The organism is Desulfobacula phenolica, from assembly GCF_900105645.1.
Classification (GTDB): domain Bacteria; phylum Desulfobacterota; class Desulfobacteria; order Desulfobacterales; family Desulfobacteraceae; genus Desulfobacula; species Desulfobacula toluolica.
In genome coordinates this window covers 288,746-309,349 of the sequence record NZ_FNLL01000006.1, presented here as the reverse complement: position 1 = coordinate 309,349, position 20,604 = coordinate 288,746, and the positions used below count along the sequence as shown (strand labels likewise).

Here is a 20,604-nt window from a genome sequence, read left to right as displayed (position 1 = left end):
GGAACCTGTGGGGGGACCAGAACCAATGAGGGGCAGGCTTGTGCTATTGTTTGTCTGCCAACATTTTGATCATAAAGAAGAATTTGAACAAAATGCCAATCATGCAAGCCTGACCCATCTCAATGGTCTGTGTTTTGATCAAACTCTAAAAATGTGCCATTACATCTTTTAAGTGCCCGACCCAGATATCAATCATATTGTCGTATTCAGCTGTTCCTTTAAGGACAACTTCACAGTTGATGCCTTGTTTTTCAAGAATTGATTTCCATGAATCATCTTCCTCTCCTGCCATATCATTTCTGGCATGGTCTCCGGCAACCGACATAAAAGGTATGAGATGAACTTTTTTTATCTTTTTTTCCTTTAACATGGTTGCTATGTCATCTATGGTTGGAGAACCTTCAACAGTGCCAACAAATATGTTGGCATCTTTTCTCTGAAGATGAAACATCAGGGCCGCATAAAAAGCATTTGAAGGGTGAGGCGTTCCATGACCCATCAGAACAACCGCTTCATTTTTCTTTCTTTTAGCAGGTATGTTTTCAATAATGGCATCTGTTACAGCTTCCATATCCTGATGACTGGAAAGAAGCGGAGATCCAATCATTATTTTTTCAATACCGCCCGCCATATTGTTGAACGCATATGCCGTATGCAAAAGGTCATTAAACTCTTCTCCCCGGATGGTGTGAAGAGATTGAACCGCCACATGGGTAAATCCCTGATCCATCATTTTTGCAAGCGCTACTGCGACAGAGTCAAGTGTTTTCCCCTGTTTTGCCAGCTTGTTTCTGATGATGGAAGAGGTGAATGCCCATTGAACAGGAATATTTGCAAATTCTTTTTTTACTCTTTTATCAATGTTCTCAAATGAAACCTGGGCTTCAGGAATACTGGAACCAAATGCAACCAGCAGAATACCTTTTTTCACAGCTTTGTGATGACCATGACCTGATGCCACAGCAATTGAAGGAAATAGCAGAAAAATTAGAAATAAGGTTAAAATTTGTTTTTTCATGTTTGCCTCTTAAAATTAAATAATTAAATTCAATGGTCCAAGGCAATAAAAAACCCCTGGACCGTTTATCTCAATTGATCCGGGGTATCCCTTTTTTTTCCTCAAGATCTTATTGTAATTCTCTTTTCCACGGAGAATACATACAATGTATCAGGCAGGTCTTCTGACTTTTGGATCATCCTGATCACTTTGCCTTCCCATCTGTTTTGCAACTGACAGTGGCTTAAGTAAAGCGTTAGTCCCCAATTACAGCGGCGGGCCCGTCCCTGATTTCCACAGGCGTTCCCTTTTAAGCAGTTAAAGCACCTGAAACATAGTCTTAATATTTAGAACTGTTCTAAAAGTCAACTCTAAACTTGAATTTTAAAAAGAATCTCAATTGGAGAATGAACGAAGAACAAATATATCAGCCTCAGGGTCATAGGCTGCAGGATAAGTTTGAATGAATTCAAGGATGGCACGATCATCAGATTTGGTCAGCAGACAAAAAACGTAAAATCTAAAGGCATAAAACACATCAACATCAGGATCGGTTAACACCTTCTCCAAAGATTGATCAGCAATCAGGGTGTCAGTAAGATTAAAAATATGTTGTATCTCATCTTTCAAAAGAAACCGCATTATTTTGACGTTAATGAAATGGGTGGGTATATATTGACGAATAGATTCCAGGAAAAAGGAGACAGCATATAGTCTTGCTGAAACACAGTGCTTTTGTTTGCATAACTTCAAATGGCCGGCTATTTTTTTTAAAAACAAATTTTTATTTTTTTTAGATAATTTTTTAAAACAGGTGGTTGCCAGAAACCGTTGTTTTAATTTTTTCATTATAGAAGGTGTCATTTTTTTTCTTTGACATCTTGCCTTTTCTTCAAATATGGACAGAAATTCTTTCAGGCTTCTCATGCCTGGCGGTGTCAACTGCTCAGTTCCGTTGTCAAGAATGACAGACTCTATCTGTACGTCCAGCAAAGCGGACAGGTGGCATAGACTTTTGTTTAGGTCATAGCCTTCCAGGGGTTTGAAATAGTCCACAAGCAGGGCTTGGCGGCCGGTTTTTTTTACGGGGAAAAAGCGTGTATTTGATGTAACAGGAATTTTTTTGTGGCCAAACGGGTACAATGCGCTGGTAAAGCAGGGAATAATGATAAAAGCACCGTCCGGAGTGATTTCCGTGCCGTATCCGTCAGTGATTGAGGGTTTTATGCTGACAAAATCTTCGTCCAGTCCTGCGGGGATTAGCAGCTCTTCAAGATCGTGCTGTTTGCTTATGGGTGTGTCGATTTCTTGTTCTATTTGTTTGATGCGCTTTTTGTTTTTTGAGGTGATGCTGACCGAAAGGTTTGAATGGTTTTTTAACAGCAGTTTTAATAAGTGCCGCTTCCCTTTTGGAACTTTTGTTAATAGACTGTATTCAAGCGGTAATTTTTTCAAGTACTCAATGATATCAGGCAAGGCTTTATCACCCGCTGTCCAGTCAAGAGGGTCAGATGCGCCGTAAAGGGAAATTTCATCATTTTTCTGGTCTGCCATATGGTTGAGAATTGTCAGTATGGCATTAAAGGAGAAGTGACGCCTGACCTTGGGCAAGGCCCATTCATTGCAACGCCTGCAAAAATTGCTGCATCCCGATGTCAATTGAAAAGTCATGGCTGTTTGAAACAAGAGATTTTTTTGGCAAGGTTTTAAATCAAGTTTTGTTTCCCATGTTTGAAAATTCACATGACCGATAGAGTCGGAAGAGTGCTTGATCGAAGCCAGAATCATTTTTTTAAGGCATGCATGATTTTTTTTGATTTCTGAAGAGCAATGCTTGAACAGAGCATGTTTGAATTTTTTGAAAATAGTTTGTATCTGGTTCAGGCGTTTTTCAAAATTTTCACTGAATTCTGACTGGTTTTGTGCAAGTTTGAGAATATCCATGAAGATAAGTTCGGCAGCTTGAAAATTTTTTTCATACAAGGACGCCAGAAATTCATTTTTTTTTTGTTCCAGCAAGCAATCTTTGGTTGTGAAAGCCTGGATTTTAATGTCGTTGTTTAGTAAAATCATGTCATTTGTTTTGAGTCCGTGTGACGGCACTCTAAAGCACCCTGTTTCATAAAGCACCATGAATAAAACAGGGGAGTTTTATTGAAAAAACTCCCCTGTTTTGAGATCAATATCGGTTATGATATCTTAAGATTATTATGTTTTAAGACTATCCGTGAACTTCTTCTTTAACTTGAGTTGCCAGTTTGTAAAGAATCGTTATAACCAGAAAGCCTGTGGCATATATCCCAAGGGTAATCATGATTTCAGGTCCTGTGGGACCATACTCTGTTACATGGTGCAAAGGAGATGGTACAAACCCGCCTGAGATCATTCCCAATCCCTTATCAATCCACGCACCGAAAAAGATCATGGCGCAGGAGACAGGTAACAGGGTTTTGTTGGTTCTTAATTTTGGAAGCAAAAGGAAAATTGCTCCTGTTCCCATGAGGATCAGGCTGGTCCACATCCATGGTACAAGTGCCGTATATCCGTGATATCCAAAGAGCAGATACTGGATATGGACTTTATGTCCCGGAATCTTGGAATAGTAAACAACAAAGACTTCACACAAAAAGAAGAACAGATTGGCAATAATTGCCCAGCAGACAATTTTTGATAAAGTCTGCATTGCATCCCAGCCCGGATCAAACTTGGTGTATTTTCTGATAATATAACAAAGAATGATCAAAAAAGCCGGCCCTGCAGCAAACGCCGATGCAAGAAACCTGGGTGCTAAAATGGCTGTCAGCCAGAATCCACGACCAGGAAGACCACAATACAGGTATGCTGTTACCGTATGAATACCAATGGCAAAGGGAATGGAAAGATAAATCAAGGGTTTTGTCCAGAACGGCGGTTCCACCTGATTTCTTTCCGCTTCAAGCACTTTCCAGCCAATGACAATGTTTAAAAACAGATACCCGTTCAGAACAAGCATATCATAGAACAGCATTGATTTGGGTGAAGGGTATAATAATACGTTCAGCATACGGGTGGGCTGGCCTAAATCCACAACAATGAAAAGAAGGCACATGATCAGAGCCCCAACAGCCAGAAATTCTCCTAAAATGGTAATTCTGTGAAATTTTTCATAATTATGAAGATAATAGGGGATAACAACCATAACACCTCCTGCGGCAACACCCACAAGAAATGTAAAGTTGGCAATATAAAATCCCCATGATACATCCCGGCTCATGCCGGTGATCATAAGTCCGTTTATGAACTGGTCAATATAAACAATCGTGCCTGCTCCTATTACTATGAGCAGTAAGACTATCCATAACCAGTAATTTTTACTTCCTTTGATAGCTATTTCAAGCATACTCGCTCCTTTTACATGACATAGTAAACAGAGGGTTCCGTACCCAGGGACTGTTTACGTCTGATTGTATAATGTTCATTCAAAAGTGCGCGAACTTCAGATTCCGGATCTTCAAGGTCTCCAACCACAATTGCACCTTTAGAGGCTTCCACGCAATGCGGTTGTTCCCCTTTTGCCAGCCGTTCAGCGCAGAAATTACATTTTTCCACAACACCTTTTGTCCGGGTGGGGAAATCAAGATCAGTCTCTTCAATAAACGGTCTTGGGTCTCTGAAATTAAAGCTTCTGGCTCCAAACGGGCAGGCAGCCATGCAAAAACGGCATCCGATGCAGCGGTGGTAGTCCATCAGAACAATCCCGTCTTCTCTTTTGAAAGTCGCCTGTGTCGGGCATGCTTGAACACAAGGTGCATTTTTGCAATGGTTACAGGTCACAAGAAAAGGAAGGTGATGGAATTTCTCAGCAAGAAATTCATCTTCTTTGTCTGGAAAAGCGTTGTGGAATTCTTCTTCCCATATCCATTTGATTTCCTGCTTGTGATTGACCGGCCGTGTTTTTGGAAATTTTTCCTCATTCACTTCATGGTTTAAATTTGGAACATTATGGGATTTGTGACATGCCTCAACAATACTTTCAGCGACCTCATCCGTAATCTTGTTGGTATCAATAACCATGCCCCAGCGATGGGCTTGCAGCGCTTCTGAGTTTTTCACCGCATGGGCTGTACCTTGAGAATCAGATGAAGCAAAGTTAATTGCCGGAGAAGCACCTAATCCAATGGCAGCAATACCTGCTACTTTAAGAAAGCTTCTTCTGCTTTTTTTCATCATTCAATCTCCTTGGGGTTTGTGTGACAATCCCAGCAATAGGGATCAACTGAAGCATAAGTATGACAGGAGTCACAAAATTTTGCTTTATCTTCATGACAGCCAAGACATGAATTTTCACCAGTGGACAGACTCATATTAAATGAATTGCCGTTGACGGCATTGTATTGTCTGTCTGCATCCCTAACCACCGAATCTCTCCATTCGTCCAGAAGGGACATGTGATTGGCTCTCATGTCATATTTGTCCAGCACGCATTTTTTTTCTGTTTTGGCTTTTCCCACCAGTTCAGGCTCAGGTGCTGCCTGGGTTTCTGTAATGATATTAAACCAGAACGGTGAGAGTACGGCCAGGACAAATATAACAAGCCCTGTGATGATCAAATTTTTATTCATCGTCTTCCTCCTCCTCAAAGCCTGGCAATGGTTCAAATCTCAGGTCTTCTGTTCTCTTCTTTTCACCCGGCAGGATCAAGGCATTTCCTACAAGCTCATGGATGCCAACAACATCCACGCCCGGCACCCAGTAGTCCATCAGGGTTGGGAGTGCTGCTCTGTCAATAGCGCATATGGTTCCCAGGCTGTTAACACCGAATTTTTCATGAACATATTTAACAGCATTGGCCCTTGGCAGTCCGCCGGCCATTCTCAGTTCAATATTTTCACCGGCATTCAGACCAGCGCCTGAACCGCAGCAGAAGGTCAGCTCACGAATCGTGTTTGGCGGCATTTCATAAAACTGGTCACAACAGTTCTCGATAATATATCGGGGTTCATCCAGAAGGCCCATGCCCCTGGCAGGGTTGCATGAATCATGAAAGGTCATGACACGATTTGAATTTCTGCTCTTATCAAGTTCAAGTTTTCCGTGTTTGATAAGATCTGCCGTGAACTCTGTGATATGAACCATTTTTGTGGATTTTGCATTTTCAAATTTGGTGCCTGTAATAGGATTAACCGGCTCTTCAAGGAAGTCGGCAGGGCCATTCATGGTGTCCATATATTGATTGATGACACGCCACATATGACCGCATTCACCGCCCAGAATCCATTTGACACCCAAACGTTTGGCTTCTGCAAACATCTTGGCGTTCAAGCGTTTCATGGTTTCATGGGAGGTAAAGAAACCAAAATTGCCGCCTTCTGATGCATATGTACTCCAGGTTACATCCAGGCCGTATTTATCTTTGAGATATTTGAACAGAATCATGTATCCCTGACATGTATATGTGCCAGGATCAGCAAAGACATCTCCGGAAGGAGTTATGAAAAGAATATCCGCCCCTTTTTTATTCATTTGGGGTTCAACATTAACACCTGTAACATCTTCAATATCTTCAACAAAGAAATCAATCATGTCTTTAAAAGCATGGGGCTGGATGCCCAGATGATTACCCGTTTGGTAGCAATTTGAAACAGGTGTTGCAATCCAGTCTATGTTCAGACCGATAAGGTTTAACAACTCCCGGCCCATGATGGTGATTTCAGCCGTGTCAATTCCATAAGGGCAGAAAACAGAGCAGCGTCTGCATTCCGTACATTGAAAAAAATAGTACCACCATTCCTTGAGTACATCAATGGTCAGGGGTCTGGCTCCGGCCAGTGCGCTTCCGCCTGGAACTTTTTTTAAAATTTTTCCTGCAGTTGTAAAATCATTTCTGTATACAGACCTTAAAAGCTCGGCTCTCAAGACAGGCATATTTTTTGGGTCACCGGTTCCAAGAAAAAAGTGACATTTATCAGCACATGCGCCGCAGCGTACACAGATATCCATGAATACCTTGAATGTACGAAATCTTTCCAGGCGTTCCTTTATTCCCTGGTGAAGAATCTCCTGCCAGTTTTCCGGCAGTTTCCAGTCGTCTTCCAGGGGATTCCACGGCCTTGCATTGGGCAGGCCCAAGGTTTCTACACTTTTGTAGTTTGACGCATAGCAATACATTCCCGGTCTGATCTGGACCGAAGTATCCATCCAATTGCCCGGACCTTTATCTGATCTCGGGCTGAAGTCTATTTTATCTAATAATTCATCCGATTTGATTTCGTCAGACATTTATTACTCCTTCTTGTCCACTGGCAGGCCAGCTTCAATCATTTTTTCTCTGAAGTGATCTTCATACTGTGCATAGGTATGAATATCAACATCATAGTTCCAGGGGTTAATATGTCTTTTTGCACGCGTATTGCTTGCCATATTTCTTGTAGGGCTTAAGAAAACTCCGCCCAAATGCATCAGTTTGCTGGCTGGGAAATATGCAAAAAGGATGCTTACCAGAAAAATATGGGCATAAAAAAGACCGCTAACTCCTTCAGGAATTGTGGGACTGAAAGTCGCAAGGCCCATGGTAAGCGTTTTAATACCGATAATATCAACTTTTGTGAAATATCTCATGGACAAACCGGTCACTGCAATTCCGATGATAAGGAATAATGGGAAGTAGTCAGCCGCCTGGGATATATAGGTGACCTTGGCATCAAAGATTCTTCGCGCAAGCAGGTATAATGTTGCCGCTAACAATACTACACCGGATAAAAACAGACCGGGAAGTCCCAATTGTACAATACCGTCAAAGTACTCCAGAAATTTGATGCACGACGGTACTGGGGAAGTAAAAAATCTGAAATGCCTTAACAATACTACTAAAAAGGAATAATGAAAGGCAAGGGCACCTACCCAAAGGAAAATTTCCCAGGAATAGGAAAGCCTGTTTGAAGCATTTCTGCTGAATGCTGCTTTTGTGTTTCTGAACAGAGACCTGAAAAGAAAAATTTCAAGAATCATACGCACAAACACACCTGTTGAAGTATCAGGATTGTCAATGGCGTTATGTTTTATCCATGGTAGAGATTTCTGTTGCCCGCAGGTTGTCGGAATCCTGAACGGTACAGCAGAAGATGCCCATCCCATAACCTTGTATACAAACCCGGCAAGGAAGGCAATCATCGCTACATAGGGGAAAACAATTCCGAAGAACCACTGAAGCCCTGCTCCCTCAACCCCTGTATAGGCTACTAAAAAAAGCAGGAAAACAGCTGTCAGGGGGATCAAGTACTTTTGATTCATATTATAACCACCTCATTATTTTATGTATGACAAGTTTTAAAATTTTTGTCATACAGGTTAAGATTTTTTTGAGCCAAGAAGGTCCTCCTCCGTTAGCTCAGCTACTAAACCCGCCCTTTCAAAAGCCCTGTGGATACGTCTTTTGCTCTCAGTGGCTTTTAAAAGGAAAACTTCTTCTTTACATTTCATAAGCTTGTTAAATGAAGCTAAAGCAATCTGGTCAACAAGCTTATCAAATTCTCTGATCAGGCTGTTGTCAAGTATGGTTTCGCCAATTTGCTTTAGTGCAAAAACAAAACTGACCGCTTCCGAAGCGGAAAAAGACTGTACCGCCCTGATGCGGATGATCGGATCAAGGGCTTTTTCAAGTGTTTCCTGATTGAAATCACCTATAATAAGATTGATAACGTCTTCAATGGTTTCATGGGTAACAGCTCCAACAGGGTTGTCAAATCGGTTGGAATCTTTTCCTAGAAACTTTGCACTTTGTGCAGGGTATGTATCAATAGTTGCCTGGAACCATTTTTCTGTAAATGATTTTTTGTTCTTTTCAAGTATCTGTTTTAAATGCATGTTTTTTTAATTATTTTATATAAAAATAAAATATCTCCTTGGTATAATTGTTAGAAGGATATAAACTCCCTTCAATTTTATGTCAAGGGTTAATGCACGCAAGGCTGCAATCCATGCATGCCCTTGAAATTTGTGATGATATGGCTTCGGGCAAAGATCAATCTTTATTTATTGAATAAATGACGGTTTTCATTTAAAAAAAGGAATAATCAGAAAATTTCACCTCTTTGGTTTTGGATAAAAAAGAACTGTTATGAAAAATTGCGTGTTTTTTTATTGTATTTGCTAATGCCATAATGGCTGATTCTTCAGAATATGGTATTTCTTTTGGTTATGGTGAAGCTAATTCAAGTATTGAAACTTATCTGGGATTGAAAAAAGATTTTTTTCAAATGGTTTGAGTTGTTCTATAATACGGTTAACAATAATGACATAAACGGAGTTTTGAAAAATTATTGTGGGTTCCATCTTCGGGCCTGAACAGCTGATTTTGGTTTTTGGGGTGTTGATGGAGAATGGCTGCCAAAATAAACAAAAAAAAAGGGGATTGAAAGCGGTTGCTTTTAACCCCCAAGATTGTTGTTAATGGCGGAGAAACAGAGATTCGAACTCTGGATGGATAACAACACCCATACTCGCTTAGCAGGCGAAAGAACGGTTTTTCTAAAGTCTTGTTAATAGCGCATAACCCCTTTATTGTTAGGCTTTTTGAAATTTTGATCATTCTTAAAATAGCCTGAAATATTCGATTCTAAAAAAAAGTGACCCCATTTTTGACCCCACTAATTATATCTTCAAAACGGTTTTTCCGATTGGGCTATGTCTAAATCAATTGCCAAGTTCCATGTACGATGCAACGCTCTTTTAAAATGCTAACGATTGTTATTTTTGCATCCGATCGATCTAATCTGAGTTTAAGGTTTGGAGGGTTCTCTCCAACGGGAATGTTTATAGTCGGGCCATCAGAATTGAAATATGATCGTGGTACATCCAAAATTGGTTTAAACAATTCCATTGGTATCTCCACTAATTCGTACATTTGTTTTTTTTTGAAATACCTTAGTTGAATAATTGATCCGACAATATCCATATACTCTATAAACAAATTTTTTGTTCGCTCTTCCCTTATGGCAGCTGATCTACAGTCTTGTATCCAAGCCGCTTCGGTCAGTTTGCTTATTTTTAGTGTTTTGGAACTAAGATTTTTTTCACGGGTTGATTTTAAACTAATTCGAAGGCCATCAACTTCTACATCCCAAAAGCGTTCTCCAATCGGAGCTTCTTTGCAATCTTTACCGCTTGCTTTTGATGCAGCCATAAAAGCGGAATCAAAGGAATCTTGAAATAATGGAGAGTTTTGAAAGGCGTGTTGAGTTAAGATTCTGGATCTAAACTCTTCGGAAAAAGCAGAATTAACATATTCAGAGTCTTTATTAGTAGACTCTTTGAGGGGTTTGTTTAAAGCTTTTATAAAATCAAATACTCTTTGTTGCTTGAATTTATTCAATTTTTCTATTTGAATAAATATTTCATCCAGTGGTTTTCCTATCGAACTTATGAATTCAGAAACTCTTTTTTGTTGATGTCCATTTAGTTCTTTGATTTGCTTAAACAGCTTGTCCATAATTTTTTTCTACGCTTTCAATATCAGATGATTTTAAGCTGGTATTTTTTAGAATTATATCATCAATTGCCGGTTTTTTTGTTGATAAAATCCAATCTACAAGATGTGCCAATTGATATGAAATAAGAGGTGGAACTGCATCTCCAATATGCCTGTACTTATTAGATAAAGAGTTTCCAGAAAATTTGTAAGAAATTGGAAAACCTTGCAAAATAGCCATTTCTCGTACTGTGCATAATCTGTTTTTTTCGGGATGTGCATAACGGCCATTTCCAACATGACTGCATTCTCTTTTAATTGTTGGAGCCGGTTTGTTCCATGCCATTCTCCCGTATGTGTCGGGAAATGAGCCTATTTTACCTTTATCAAACAGTTTTTTCATACCTTCAGTTAATAAGTATTTTTTGTTCGGTTGTCTTGCCAAATCAATCCAAGAACCACCATCCTTGGGAATAGAACTGATTCTATCTTTAACTATTTTGCTACTGAACTTGGGGGCTATATTACAAGAGAAGCTCTTACTTTTTTCAAGTACAGAGAATGCATTGCTAACGCTTGTGGAAAAGGGGTTGACGGTGTATCCATCCCACAGGTCTTCAATCGTTTTTAACTTTAAATTCTTTTTTCCCGCTATAATTAGTGCTCGTTCCCTTATTTGGGGTAGACCAAATTTATTAAGGAAATGAACCGAGCAAGTTACATTATAGCCATTATCCGTTAAGAGTTTGGCAAATTGTTTATAATGATGTTTAAAGTTACCTTGAAGTAGCTCCCTTGCATTTTCCATTAATATCACAGAAGGTTTGAGAGAAAGAGCTAATAAAGCTGATTTTGTTACCAAAGAATTTCGTGGGTCATCGACTAAATGATTCGTCGGATTTGCCCTACTAAATCCAGTGCAAGGAGGGCAGGCGATAAAAACATCAATATTTTTTGTTATCTTCTTTTTAAAATTTTCAATACTGATGGAATTAAGATCCGTATCGTACGGTTTTATACCAATATTGTCATAATATGTGGTATTACACTCAAGTTTGCCGAAACCAGAACTCGGTTTCCCCTTCTGAGCATCAAAAGCCGCTGTCAATTGAAAATTTTTATGAGCATGGAATCCAAAACTCATGCCTCCGGCACCTGAAAACAAATCAATCACTTTCCATGGCCGCCTAATCATGTTTTTCTCCATTGAGTTTAATAGTTATCATTCTTTTTATTCGTTTTATGATATTTTTTTCATTTTTCTTTCTAAGTTCAAAATCCCAAATTCTTATAACCGACCAGCCCTGTTTTCGCAAACTATTAGTCACTTTCAGATCTCTTTTTTTATTTGAATTAATTTTCTTTTCCCAAAAAATTCTGTTTTTTTCCGGGAGCTTTGAACTTTTATAGCCGTGCCAAAACGCCCCATCTATAAAAATGGCAATCTTTAAAGATGGAAAAACAAAATCAGGCTTTCCGATTATAGCAAGATGCTTCTCCCATCCTGTTATATTGAACTTATTTAAAAGTGTTTCGAATTTTATTTCAGTGGATGCGTTTCCCTTACTTTTTATTCGGGACATTATTTCAGATCTTTTTTGAGGGGAAAATAAATCCATAATTATTTATATCTCCATTTTTTTTTATATATCAATGATTATTATTGGTTTTTTTAAAATTATGAGGCTATCTCAATTCAGATCTTAAGGCTTTCATTTCCAACTCGATATCATCTATAATTGAAGCTCCAGAGCTTTTTATGTTGATCAAAGATCTGAGATAAATATCAGTCGTTGTCGCTCTTTTATGCCTGAGAAATTTTTGAATTTTAATTAAAGGCCAATTCTTATGAGCAAGTTGTACCGCTATATGGTGGCGTATGGCATGGAACCCAAATGGCTTTACGTTAGCTTTTTTACAAAGCCTTGGCATAATATTATCAAAGGTGTATTTGGAAAGCTGCTTGCATTTTGGGCTTGGAAATAGCCAGGGACAATCTTTTGTGCAGACTATTAACCGGTTTTGTAAAATTTTTCTTAAAGATTGGCTCATGTCAATGGTATCTGCTTCGGAATTTCCGTTTTTACGTTTTCGGGTCCAAAGTGTTAAAGCATTGTTTTTCAAGTCAATATCTTCACAAGTGATTTGTCTTATTTCTCCTGACCTTGCAGCCGTATGATATGCAGTCCGAATAATATCGGACTCAAATTCATTGGCAACATTAAGAACGGCATGGATATCTTCAGGTGGGGGAACATATTTTTTAAAAACTTCTTCTTCATAATCATCTATGGGGGAGGTTGGATCATTATCAATTAAATGCCTTTTCCGCAGATAATTAAAAAGAGATTTAATTTCACGTTTGTAACGGTTTACGGTTTTTCCGCCGGATGAATCAAAAACGTGGTCAAAGAATTCTTCTATCATTATTGAATCAACAGCTTTTATATCCGGGTCGTTTTCCCAGAAATAAATCATAGCCTTGTAAATATTGGCTTTATAGCGATATGTATTGAGCTTGAAGCCCCGTCTTTTGCAATGTTCAAGATACCGCAAACATGCTTCTGAAGTTGTCAATTGGATCTGTTCGGCTTTCGGGTTCAGCATCTCTTCCCGCCTGGCATTTTCCCATTGCTTTGCCTCTCTCTTGGTTCTGAATCCTCTTTTCTTTTTTCTTGGACATCCTGTGATTCTTGAATCCCTTACCCATTTTTTTGTTTTTGGATCTTGATATGCCATTTTTGTAATCCCTTTCAATTAAATACGATACAACATCATCAACAATAAACCTGGCTGATTTGGCTGTTCGGCCAAGACCAATAAAAATATGAGGATATTCTCTCCAGGTTTTTTTTATGGTTGCCGTGGAACAAGAAAGAACTTTTGATAAACCTTCAACGTCAACTATATCACTTGGTGAAATCATAAAAATCACTCCTAAGCTGCATTGTTTGGTGAGAAACCAAGCTGTTCTCTCAGGTTAAGGGATTCGAGGTGTTTGTCGTTTAGCCGTTGAAATTTAGCTTTTTTATTTTCAACACGTTTTGAAAATTCAATTTTATTTAAATTGTTTTGGATAAGGTGTTTCTGGAATACTTTGAATGTGTTAATTAAATTGATATTTTTAGGCTTGATATCCCATCCGGTTTCAAGTTCCAATGCAGCAAATGAAGACATTAAGCCCATAATTTGTTGAGAAAGTCTGTCTTTGTCTGCTTTTAATGCTTTACTGCGTATTAATGGATTACCGGGAGACATGTTGTTAAATCCATTTTGTATGCTTTCCCACCATTTTAAGGTTTTTCGCTGGTGGGATTGCTTGCCGGGGTTGTCTTGGAATTTCAACCAGTGTTTTGTGCAATACGACCAAATATTTTGTATAAGCTTAAACAGATCATTAATGGAAATGATTCCAAGTTCCTTAATGGCCTCTCTTCTTAATTGAAATTCAACCCTGATAATTTTATAATCTGCGGGTACGCTTTTCAATCCCCATATATTGAAAAACCAGATTTTATTTGATTGCTGTTGTATTTCCAACGGCTTGTCATATAATCTGGCTGAAAATTTATTCTTGCCAATTGCTATGCCGGATAAATTTTTATTGCTATGAAATATTTTTGTATCAGATGCCCTGGTGACTCTGTGGTCAAGAATATTTGCAGACCATAATTTTTCAGGGAATAATGTATCTACACACAAATCAAGACGGCTTATTTTTATTTGAGTTAATTTACCACCAACTTTTTTTAAAAATTTTATGATGAAAAAAATTGCCTCAAAGGGTCCTTTTCGCCAGAGGGTTTCAGAACGTATGGTCAATAAGACACTTGGTCTTGATTGTGGTTGTCGCCAGTTGCCTATTAACAAAGAATATTCTGAATTATTGAGAATCCATTCATATCCTTGTGATCCATGCTCTTTGATGCTGAAAAAATATTCATCATCTGCATCATTAATTATAAATGGGACAGGTAAATCTATTTTATCAAGTCGAGCCATTTTTTTTGCTTCAGAGAGAACGGCAAAGAAATATGAATTTTCCCAGACAATATCGATTGAAAGCCTTAAGGTATCAATATTTGAGGCTAAGATTCTTACTTCTTGCTGACAGTCTCGGCTTATTTTTGCGGGGGGGGGCTGATAGTAGTCCGCCCCCCAATAGAAGTATCTTGTGATTTTGCAGTTTTAGGATGATTTTTTTGATTTGAACTTGTCATTTGAACACCTCCGAATTTTGGAGAGTTCATTGACACCAGAACGGTGTATTGATACACTTAGTTGCTGAGTGTTCTTTGAACTCTCACGATTAATGGGTCAAGCACCTTGGCTTTGGCGAGACGCGGTGCTTGGCCTTTTTAATTATTGTTTTCTTCTAAATTTTCATCTATTTTGGTGACGACCTCTTTCTCCTTTAGGGCTTTTTTGGATTTTTTAAATAATTTTTTCCAAGTTTCTCTAATTTTATCGTCTAAATCTCTAATCAATAGAGCACTGTCAATAATTCCTGGAAAATTAATGTATTTAAGCTCTTTTATGGATATTTCCAAAAGGTACTCAATAAATATGCTTCTTGACATGCTTAATTTATTTGCCAAGGCATCAATTTTTTTCATTAACTCTGGATCAATTCGTATAGAAAGATTGGTTCCCTTTTTGTCTGGATCGACAATGACAATTTTTTTCTTAGCACCAGAAAGAAGCTTAGCGATTTTTGCCTGTAGCCTTTCTAAGGATAAAGTGAGTTTGATAATTCCAAGGTTCTTTTGTAATTTGATTTCATCATAACCAATTGATAATAAATTATGGATTAACTGGCTTCTTGAAATATCTGCTCGTTTGGCAAATTTATCTAACTTGTCTAAAATTTCTGGATTTATCCAAATGGTGACTATCGTTTTTCTGGTTTTCTTCATGTTTATTCCATAAAAAGTAATGGTAATGCGTTACACTTACACTATCAAAATAAAAAGTCAACATAATTTTATAAAAAATAGTTGTTCTTTTTTTCTTTTTCTAAATTTAAAGATAGATTTTAAAACTTCTTATACAGATCTCCCGTTATCGGGGAGAATGGTGGTAGCGACAGAAAGTTATACACATTGGATAACCAGAATGATGGATAATGCATTGAAGTGTATTATATGGGTTCAAATTCCACATTAACTTTATAGCCCAGCGCACCTGCATATTTTGAAATGGTTGCCAATGTAGGATATGAAACGTTTTCTCCACATTCTAATCTTGAAATATTGCTTTTTTTTGTTCCCATCCTTTTTGCAACTTCAGCTTGTGTTAACCCCTTGTTTATTCTCATCTGGATCAGTTTTTTTCTAAGCTCATAAATAGGGATTAAGGCTTCATATTCTTTTTTAACTTCAGGATTTTTAAGCGCTTTTTTTTTGAAATTTTTAAAAGTTGGTCTGGTCATTTCTTGTTACCTCCTTTAATCTCCTTCATTCTTTTTATTGCAAGAGCTAAATCTTTTTTAGGCGTTTTTTGTGTCTTTTTAATAATCGAATGAAGAATGACAATTTCATTGTTTTCAATAGAGCAAAAAAAAGATCTTCCGATTCCCTCTTTACCTTTTGCTCTTATTTCAAACAAACCCTTTCCCATAGCTGCAGTATGGGGTTTTCCCAAATTCGGTCCAAATTCTTCTATCAGTTCTAATATGTGTATTAAATTTGCCAATATTCCAGCAGGGAAAGATAAGGTTTGTTCTTCAATTTTTTTATTATAGAATGTGATTTCCCAAGTCATATCAGCAAAGAACCGAGTTTTGTTTTATTAATTAGCCCGTCAATTACAATCAATATGTTATCATTTTTGATAACCCTGTCAAGGCTTTTGGAAAAATGAAAAGCAGTCTGTTCCTGATTTTTCTCCTTCACACCCGCTTAAGATAAAATGAAGGGGGCCAGGTTTTGAAAACCTGGACAAACAGGTAAGGAGTTTCCATGAAAGCGATCAGTATCCAACAGCCGTGGGCATCCCTCATCGTTGAGGGCATCAAGGACGTTGAAAACCGTAATTGGTTCACCTATTACCGGGGCCGCATTTATATTCACACCGGTAAAAGGTTTGATATCCAGGGTGCAGACCTTGTATCACGATTGCATCCAGAATATGAAAGCCTCATTGAAGAATCAAAAAAAGTCAGAGGGGGTATAATCGGCCATGTCAATTTAATAAATTGCGTTTCAAGCCATGATTCATCCTGGTTTCATGGCAAGTATGGTTTTGTTCTGGCTTCACCACAAAAGATTCCATTCTATCCATTGAAAGGGCGGTTAAGTGTCTTTGATTTTGAATTTAATGTGAACAAGAAGAATCAAAGAAGAGAAAGACAGCTTTCTTTGTTCTGATCCGCTAAACTATTATCCCCGTTCTCAGGTGGTGCCGGGCAATGCTCCGTGCCCACCTTGCGATCAGTGACAATAGTTTAGCGGGATCAAAAAGTGAAAGACTGTTTTCTTATTTGATGAATTTGTCCAAATCCCCTTCAGGAGGGAAAATAAAGGAATTTCGGGAGACAGAATATTTCGCCCCTTCTTTTTGCATGTAAATCAATTCTTCCCTGTTCATTCCTTTTTCTTTAACCAGATGCTCAATTAATTCATCTGTTAACGGAACTTGATTCTTTCCAAGAAAGATGTCGGAAAATTCATCAGGCATTTGGTTATTATCATCTTTTGCCTGAAGAACAGATTTTGATATTTCACCAAAGAGATAATCATTGAATCCCAATGGTATTATATGGGTTTTCTCGCATTGGTCACAATCAAAATGGTAAGAGTGACAATCAGAACAATGGTAAAGTTGGGCGTCCTTGATTTGCAAGGTGTGACCACAGTCACAGGTAATGGTGTCATTTTTACAGTCAATGTTCATAGTAGTTCCTTTTAAGATTTTTGGTTTGGTAGAATATAAAAAAGAACAAAAATATGGATATAATTTTTGTCTTTTTTATCGATGAATTTAGGGGAAGTTGAGAGTAGGGAAGGGGTCTTGATGTAAGGGTGTTGAAATCTGAAATAATCCAAGGTTGAATTGTTGTAAAAGAAGGTGTTTTGAGAAGGTCGAAATGATTTTGACACCATTTTTGACCCCACAGAAACAAAAAAAGGAATTGAAAGCCAAGGCTTAAAATTCCTAAAATTGTATATTGTGGCGGAGAAACAGAGATTCGAACTCTGGATGGATAACAACACCCATACTCGCTTAGCAGGCGAGCGCCTTCAGCCACTCGGCCATTTCTCCGTATTTTATAAATGGCGGAGGAGGTAGGATTCGAACCCACGAAGCTTTGACACTTAACGGTTTTCAAGACCGCCGCCTTCAGCCGCTCGGCCACTCCTCCAGAATTTATCCAGATATGTATAGCACCTTGTTTGAAGCAGGTCAAGAATAAAATTGTCTGGTTCCAGGAAATTTTAATTAAATTGGGTGAACTGATTGATTATGGCTTCAGCAAGATCAGCCTGTACAAAATGTATTTCATTTTTGATCAGCTTCTTAAAAATAGGGTAATGAAAATCGCTTCGGAAGTAAATAAATCCGTCAATTTTTCAAAGTCTTTAAAGGTAGGACCCATAGTCATTATTGTGCTGGTAAGGCATTTTCCAATAACCTGTTTATGGCGTCCACATAATCTTTGTTCTGGCAAGGTTTGGAAAGATGATCAATGTTCGCATCTTTTTGTTTTATTTCCTTGATGGATTCTAAAAAATCTATGTTTCCGGAGATAAATAATATTGGAACGGCTTTATCAGTTTCCCTGATATGATTATATATATGAATTCCATTCATGTTTCCCGGAAGAATATAATCCAAACTTATCAGATCATACTTGTTGTTTTTTAATAAATCTATTGCGGTCCGTCCATTGGAAGCAATATCAGCAGTGTGATGACATGGGGCTTGTGTCAATATCCTGTGTTGTACTTCAGATATTGCCGCTTCATCCTCCACAATAAGAATGTTTTTTCCAAACTGTAGTTTTGTTTTCTGAAGTTCTGTTTTTTCTTCTTTTGTTAAGAATTTTTTAATCACAGGCAGGCTTATGATAACTTTTGTACCTGTACCTGTACCTGTACCTGATTGTGATTTAATTGAAATATTGCCCTTGTGCTGTTCAATATATTTTTTTACATTGGCCATGCCATAGCCGGTTCCTTTGATATTTTTTTTGTATGAACCTGTTAGATCACAGCTTCCCTTTAGTGTGAAAGCCGGCTCATAAATTTTTTCAAGATGTTCTTCAGGAATTCCGCATCCGTTATCCTCAATTTCAACAATGATATTATTATCAGAACAATAGGTTCTGATAATAATTTTTGGATTTTCAGTCATGCTTAATGCATGAATTGAGTTTTGTATAATATTGACAAGGGCATGTTCGATCATTCCAGGGTCTGCGAGCAGTTCCGGCACTTCAGGCTTATATTCTTTTATCAGTTCAAGTTCTTCCAGATCTTTGTTTAATAAATTGAGTACCAGATCAAGTTTTGCATTGAGTTTGAAAAATTTTTGTTTGGGATCCTGATCCTTGGCAAAGGCAACCAGGTTTTTTGTTAAATTTCTTCCTTTCAGTGTCTGTTGAAGGATTAATTCAAGAGTTTTTCTTGTTTTTAAATCTTTGCATTCCATTAGAGAAAGGTCAGTGTGACCCATGATAATACTGAGAATATTATTAAAATCATGGGCCATTTTTCCTGCAATCTGTCCAACCAATGCCAGCTTTTTGTGTTCTGCTGCAATTTTTTGCGCAATTATCTTTTCTTGCTCTGCCTGTTTACGCCTGGTAAAGTCCCGGCCAATGCCCAGCACACCGATAAGCTTATCATCTGAATCATACATCGGTGTTTTAACGGTTTCCAGCAGCTCTTTGTGGCCGTCATCATTAAAAATAATTTCTTCTTCGTTCATGGTCGGCATGCCTGCGGCCATTGCCATACGGTCGTTTTCCCGGAAAAAATCCGCCATTTTCTTGTCTACAAAATCATAGTCGGTTTTTCCCACAATATCCGTTTCTTTTGCGCCAAAGAAGCGTTCGAATTTCGGATTACAGGCAAGATAAACTCCATCAGGATCTTTTAACCATATAAGATCCGGTATTGTCTCAATCAAAGTGCGCAAATGTGCTTCACTTTTTTGCAGGGCTTTATTTTTGATTTTAATTTCAGCGGTTTGTTTTTTTGACTGTACTCTTGATATAAAGATGACAAGAACTAAAAAAGCAAGTATTCCCCCGATGCTTTTTAATACAATTTTAATCCACACGGGGAATACTTCAATGGTTTTTTGCGCTATTTTTGTCTCAAAATATTTTTCCAGCAATTGGTAATAAAATGAAGTGTTGTCTTTAAGAAGCTGCTCCATGTGATGATCTATCCTTTCGGAAAAATTATGCGGTAATGAAGCATTTTTAGTGAAAGCAAAATTGATATTGATGGGCTGGAAAATTATTGCTGTTTTTTTTAGGTTAAATCTTTTTTCATTTTTATTCCCAAAGTTTCTGTTTGTTACGCAGGCATCGGCCAAATTGTTTTTAACAGCCTCAAATGCATTGTTATAGTCTTCAAATTCCAGAAAAGTACAATTTATATTGAATTTTTGAAGGAGTTCTTTTATTCCGCCGGTACATTCAAAATTAACACTTCCCTTCAGGACTGCTATTGTTTTATTTTCCAGATCCCTAATTGATTTGATGTCGGTTACGTTTTTTTTGATATAAAGCCTTGACCAGCTTATAAGAACAGGGCTTTTAGAAAAAGCATATAGATTGGCTCTTTCTTCCGTAAAAGCAACATCAGGCATGATATCTATATTATTAGCCAGTAATCTTTCAAGACCCTCATTCCAGGTTCCATGGATATAGGTTATATCCCAGTTTTCTTTGTTTGCAATATAAGCTAAAAGGTCAGGCCAGAATCCGGCAACCCTGCCATTTGAATCTGTAAAGATTTTCGGTTTATTTTCATATACCCCAACCTTTACAGACAAGTTTTCTTGACCATTGCCAGCCGTTATAAAAGAGATATTTATTAAAATGAATATTAAAAAAGGTATCACGGGCAGAGAAAAAAAACGCCAAGGATTGAATGTCGTTACCAATGATATAAATTTGTACTTATGCGGGTAGTTTTTTGTTTTTGAA

Annotated in this window: 19 protein-coding genes, 2 tRNA genes, 1 pseudogene and 1 riboswitch; of the genes and pseudogenes, 1 reads left to right on the top strand and 21 read right to left on the bottom strand. The window is 37.9% G+C overall.

Annotated features, from left to right (window positions below; all coding sequences use genetic code 11):
* Positions 1–145 precede the first annotated feature (145 nt).
* The 17 genes and pseudogenes from BLT94_RS12310 to BLT94_RS12235 form a co-directional block, all read right to left on the bottom strand.
* Complete coding sequence (locus BLT94_RS12310; RefSeq protein WP_092234515.1) at positions 146–1,018, bottom strand: sirohydrochlorin cobaltochelatase; 873 nt, start codon at positions 1,016–1,018, stop codon at positions 146–148.
* A gap of 136 nt (positions 1,019–1,154) precedes the next feature.
* Positions 1,155–1,343: riboswitch (cobalamin riboswitch) on the bottom strand.
* A 50-nt stretch (positions 1,344–1,393) separates the two neighbouring features.
* Positions 1,394–3,100: a hypothetical protein gene (locus BLT94_RS12305; protein ID WP_139169023.1), complete on the bottom strand. Its 1,707-nt coding sequence runs from the start codon at positions 3,098–3,100 to the stop codon at positions 1,394–1,396.
* Positions 3,101–3,218: 118 nt separating this feature from the next.
* Complete coding sequence (gene dsrP / locus BLT94_RS12300; protein ID WP_014958762.1) at positions 3,219–4,376, bottom strand: sulfate reduction electron transfer complex DsrMKJOP subunit DsrP; 1,158 nt, start codon at positions 4,374–4,376, stop codon at positions 3,219–3,221.
* Positions 4,377–4,387: 11 nt separating this feature from the next.
* Positions 4,388–5,206, bottom strand: a complete 819-nt coding sequence (gene dsrO / locus BLT94_RS12295; protein WP_014958761.1) for a sulfate reduction electron transfer complex DsrMKJOP subunit DsrO — start codon at positions 5,204–5,206, stop codon at positions 4,388–4,390.
* Complete coding sequence (gene dsrJ, locus BLT94_RS12290) at positions 5,203–5,598, bottom strand: sulfate reduction electron transfer complex DsrMKJOP subunit DsrJ (RefSeq protein WP_014958760.1); 396 nt, start codon at positions 5,596–5,598, stop codon at positions 5,203–5,205. Before dsrJ ends, dsrO begins: the two co-directional genes overlap by 4 nt.
* Positions 5,591–7,255, bottom strand: a complete 1,665-nt coding sequence (gene dsrK, locus BLT94_RS12285; protein ID WP_092234509.1) for a sulfate reduction electron transfer complex DsrMKJOP subunit DsrK — start codon at positions 7,253–7,255, stop codon at positions 5,591–5,593. Before dsrK ends, dsrJ begins: the two co-directional genes overlap by 8 nt.
* A 3-nt stretch (positions 7,256–7,258) precedes the next feature.
* A complete protein-coding gene (gene dsrM, locus BLT94_RS12280; RefSeq protein WP_014958758.1) occupies positions 7,259–8,266 on the bottom strand; it encodes a sulfate reduction electron transfer complex DsrMKJOP subunit DsrM in 1,008 nt (335 codons plus the stop codon).
* Between the two features lie 57 nt (positions 8,267–8,323).
* The gene (locus BLT94_RS12275; protein WP_092234505.1) at positions 8,324–8,839 is read right to left on the bottom strand and encodes an RsbRD N-terminal domain-containing protein; all 516 of its coding nucleotides are present in this window, start codon (positions 8,837–8,839) and stop codon (positions 8,324–8,326) included.
* 823 nt (positions 8,840–9,662) lie between these two features.
* A complete protein-coding gene (locus tag BLT94_RS12270; RefSeq protein WP_092234502.1) occupies positions 9,663–10,463 on the bottom strand; it encodes a hypothetical protein in 801 nt (266 codons plus the stop codon).
* Positions 10,447–11,637 carry a DNA cytosine methyltransferase gene (locus BLT94_RS12265; protein ID WP_092234498.1) on the bottom strand — a complete coding sequence of 397 codons (1,191 nt, stop codon included), beginning with the start codon at positions 11,635–11,637 and terminating at the stop codon, positions 10,447–10,449. The genes BLT94_RS12270 and BLT94_RS12265 overlap by 17 nt, the downstream gene beginning before the upstream one ends.
* Positions 11,630–12,061: a very short patch repair endonuclease gene (locus BLT94_RS12260; protein ID WP_092234495.1), complete on the bottom strand. Its 432-nt coding sequence runs from the start codon at positions 12,059–12,061 to the stop codon at positions 11,630–11,632. Before BLT94_RS12260 ends, BLT94_RS12265 begins: the two co-directional genes overlap by 8 nt.
* A 67-nt stretch (positions 12,062–12,128) precedes the next feature.
* Entirely contained in the window at positions 12,129–13,049 is a 921-nt protein-coding gene (locus tag BLT94_RS12255) for a tyrosine-type recombinase/integrase (RefSeq protein ID WP_245743098.1), read from the bottom strand.
* Between the two features lie 36 nt (positions 13,050–13,085).
* Positions 13,086–13,181: pseudogene (locus BLT94_RS22660) on the bottom strand (hypothetical protein); the annotation flags it as partial.
* Positions 13,182–13,379: 198 nt separating this feature from the next.
* A complete protein-coding gene (locus BLT94_RS12250; protein WP_092234490.1) occupies positions 13,380–14,444 on the bottom strand; it encodes a hypothetical protein in 1,065 nt (354 codons plus the stop codon).
* Positions 14,445–14,800: 356 nt separating this feature from the next.
* Positions 14,801–15,358: a ribbon-helix-helix protein, CopG family gene (locus BLT94_RS12245; RefSeq protein ID WP_092234486.1), complete on the bottom strand. Its 558-nt coding sequence runs from the start codon at positions 15,356–15,358 to the stop codon at positions 14,801–14,803.
* A gap of 224 nt (positions 15,359–15,582) precedes the next feature.
* Positions 15,583–15,873: a helix-turn-helix domain-containing protein gene (locus BLT94_RS12240; RefSeq protein ID WP_092234483.1), complete on the bottom strand. Its 291-nt coding sequence runs from the start codon at positions 15,871–15,873 to the stop codon at positions 15,583–15,585.
* A complete protein-coding gene (locus tag BLT94_RS12235; protein ID WP_014958749.1) occupies positions 15,870–16,205 on the bottom strand; it encodes a type II toxin-antitoxin system RelE/ParE family toxin in 336 nt (111 codons plus the stop codon). Before BLT94_RS12235 ends, BLT94_RS12240 begins: the two co-directional genes overlap by 4 nt.
* Before the next feature lie 197 nt (positions 16,206–16,402).
* Between BLT94_RS12235 and BLT94_RS12230 the strand changes: the two genes are divergently transcribed.
* On the top strand, positions 16,403–16,810 hold the full coding sequence (locus tag BLT94_RS12230; RefSeq protein WP_092234480.1) for an ASCH domain-containing protein: 408 nt from the start codon (positions 16,403–16,405) through the stop codon (positions 16,808–16,810).
* Between the two features lie 109 nt (positions 16,811–16,919).
* Here the strand turns inward: BLT94_RS12230 and BLT94_RS12225 are convergent, their stop codons facing one another.
* The 4 genes from BLT94_RS12225 to BLT94_RS12210 form a co-directional block, all read right to left on the bottom strand.
* A complete protein-coding gene (locus BLT94_RS12225; RefSeq protein ID WP_092234477.1) occupies positions 16,920–17,336 on the bottom strand; it encodes a hypothetical protein in 417 nt (138 codons plus the stop codon).
* Between the two features lie 277 nt (positions 17,337–17,613).
* Positions 17,614–17,705 (bottom strand) — tRNA-Ser (locus tag BLT94_RS12220).
* A 12-nt stretch (positions 17,706–17,717) separates the two neighbouring features.
* A tRNA-Ser gene (locus tag BLT94_RS12215) sits at positions 17,718–17,805 on the bottom strand.
* A 239-nt stretch (positions 17,806–18,044) separates the two neighbouring features.
* Positions 18,045–20,450 carry an ATP-binding protein gene (locus tag BLT94_RS12210; RefSeq protein ID WP_139169022.1) on the bottom strand — a complete coding sequence of 802 codons (2,406 nt, stop codon included), beginning with the start codon at positions 20,448–20,450 and terminating at the stop codon, positions 18,045–18,047.
* Between the last annotated feature and the right edge of the window lie 154 nt (positions 20,451–20,604).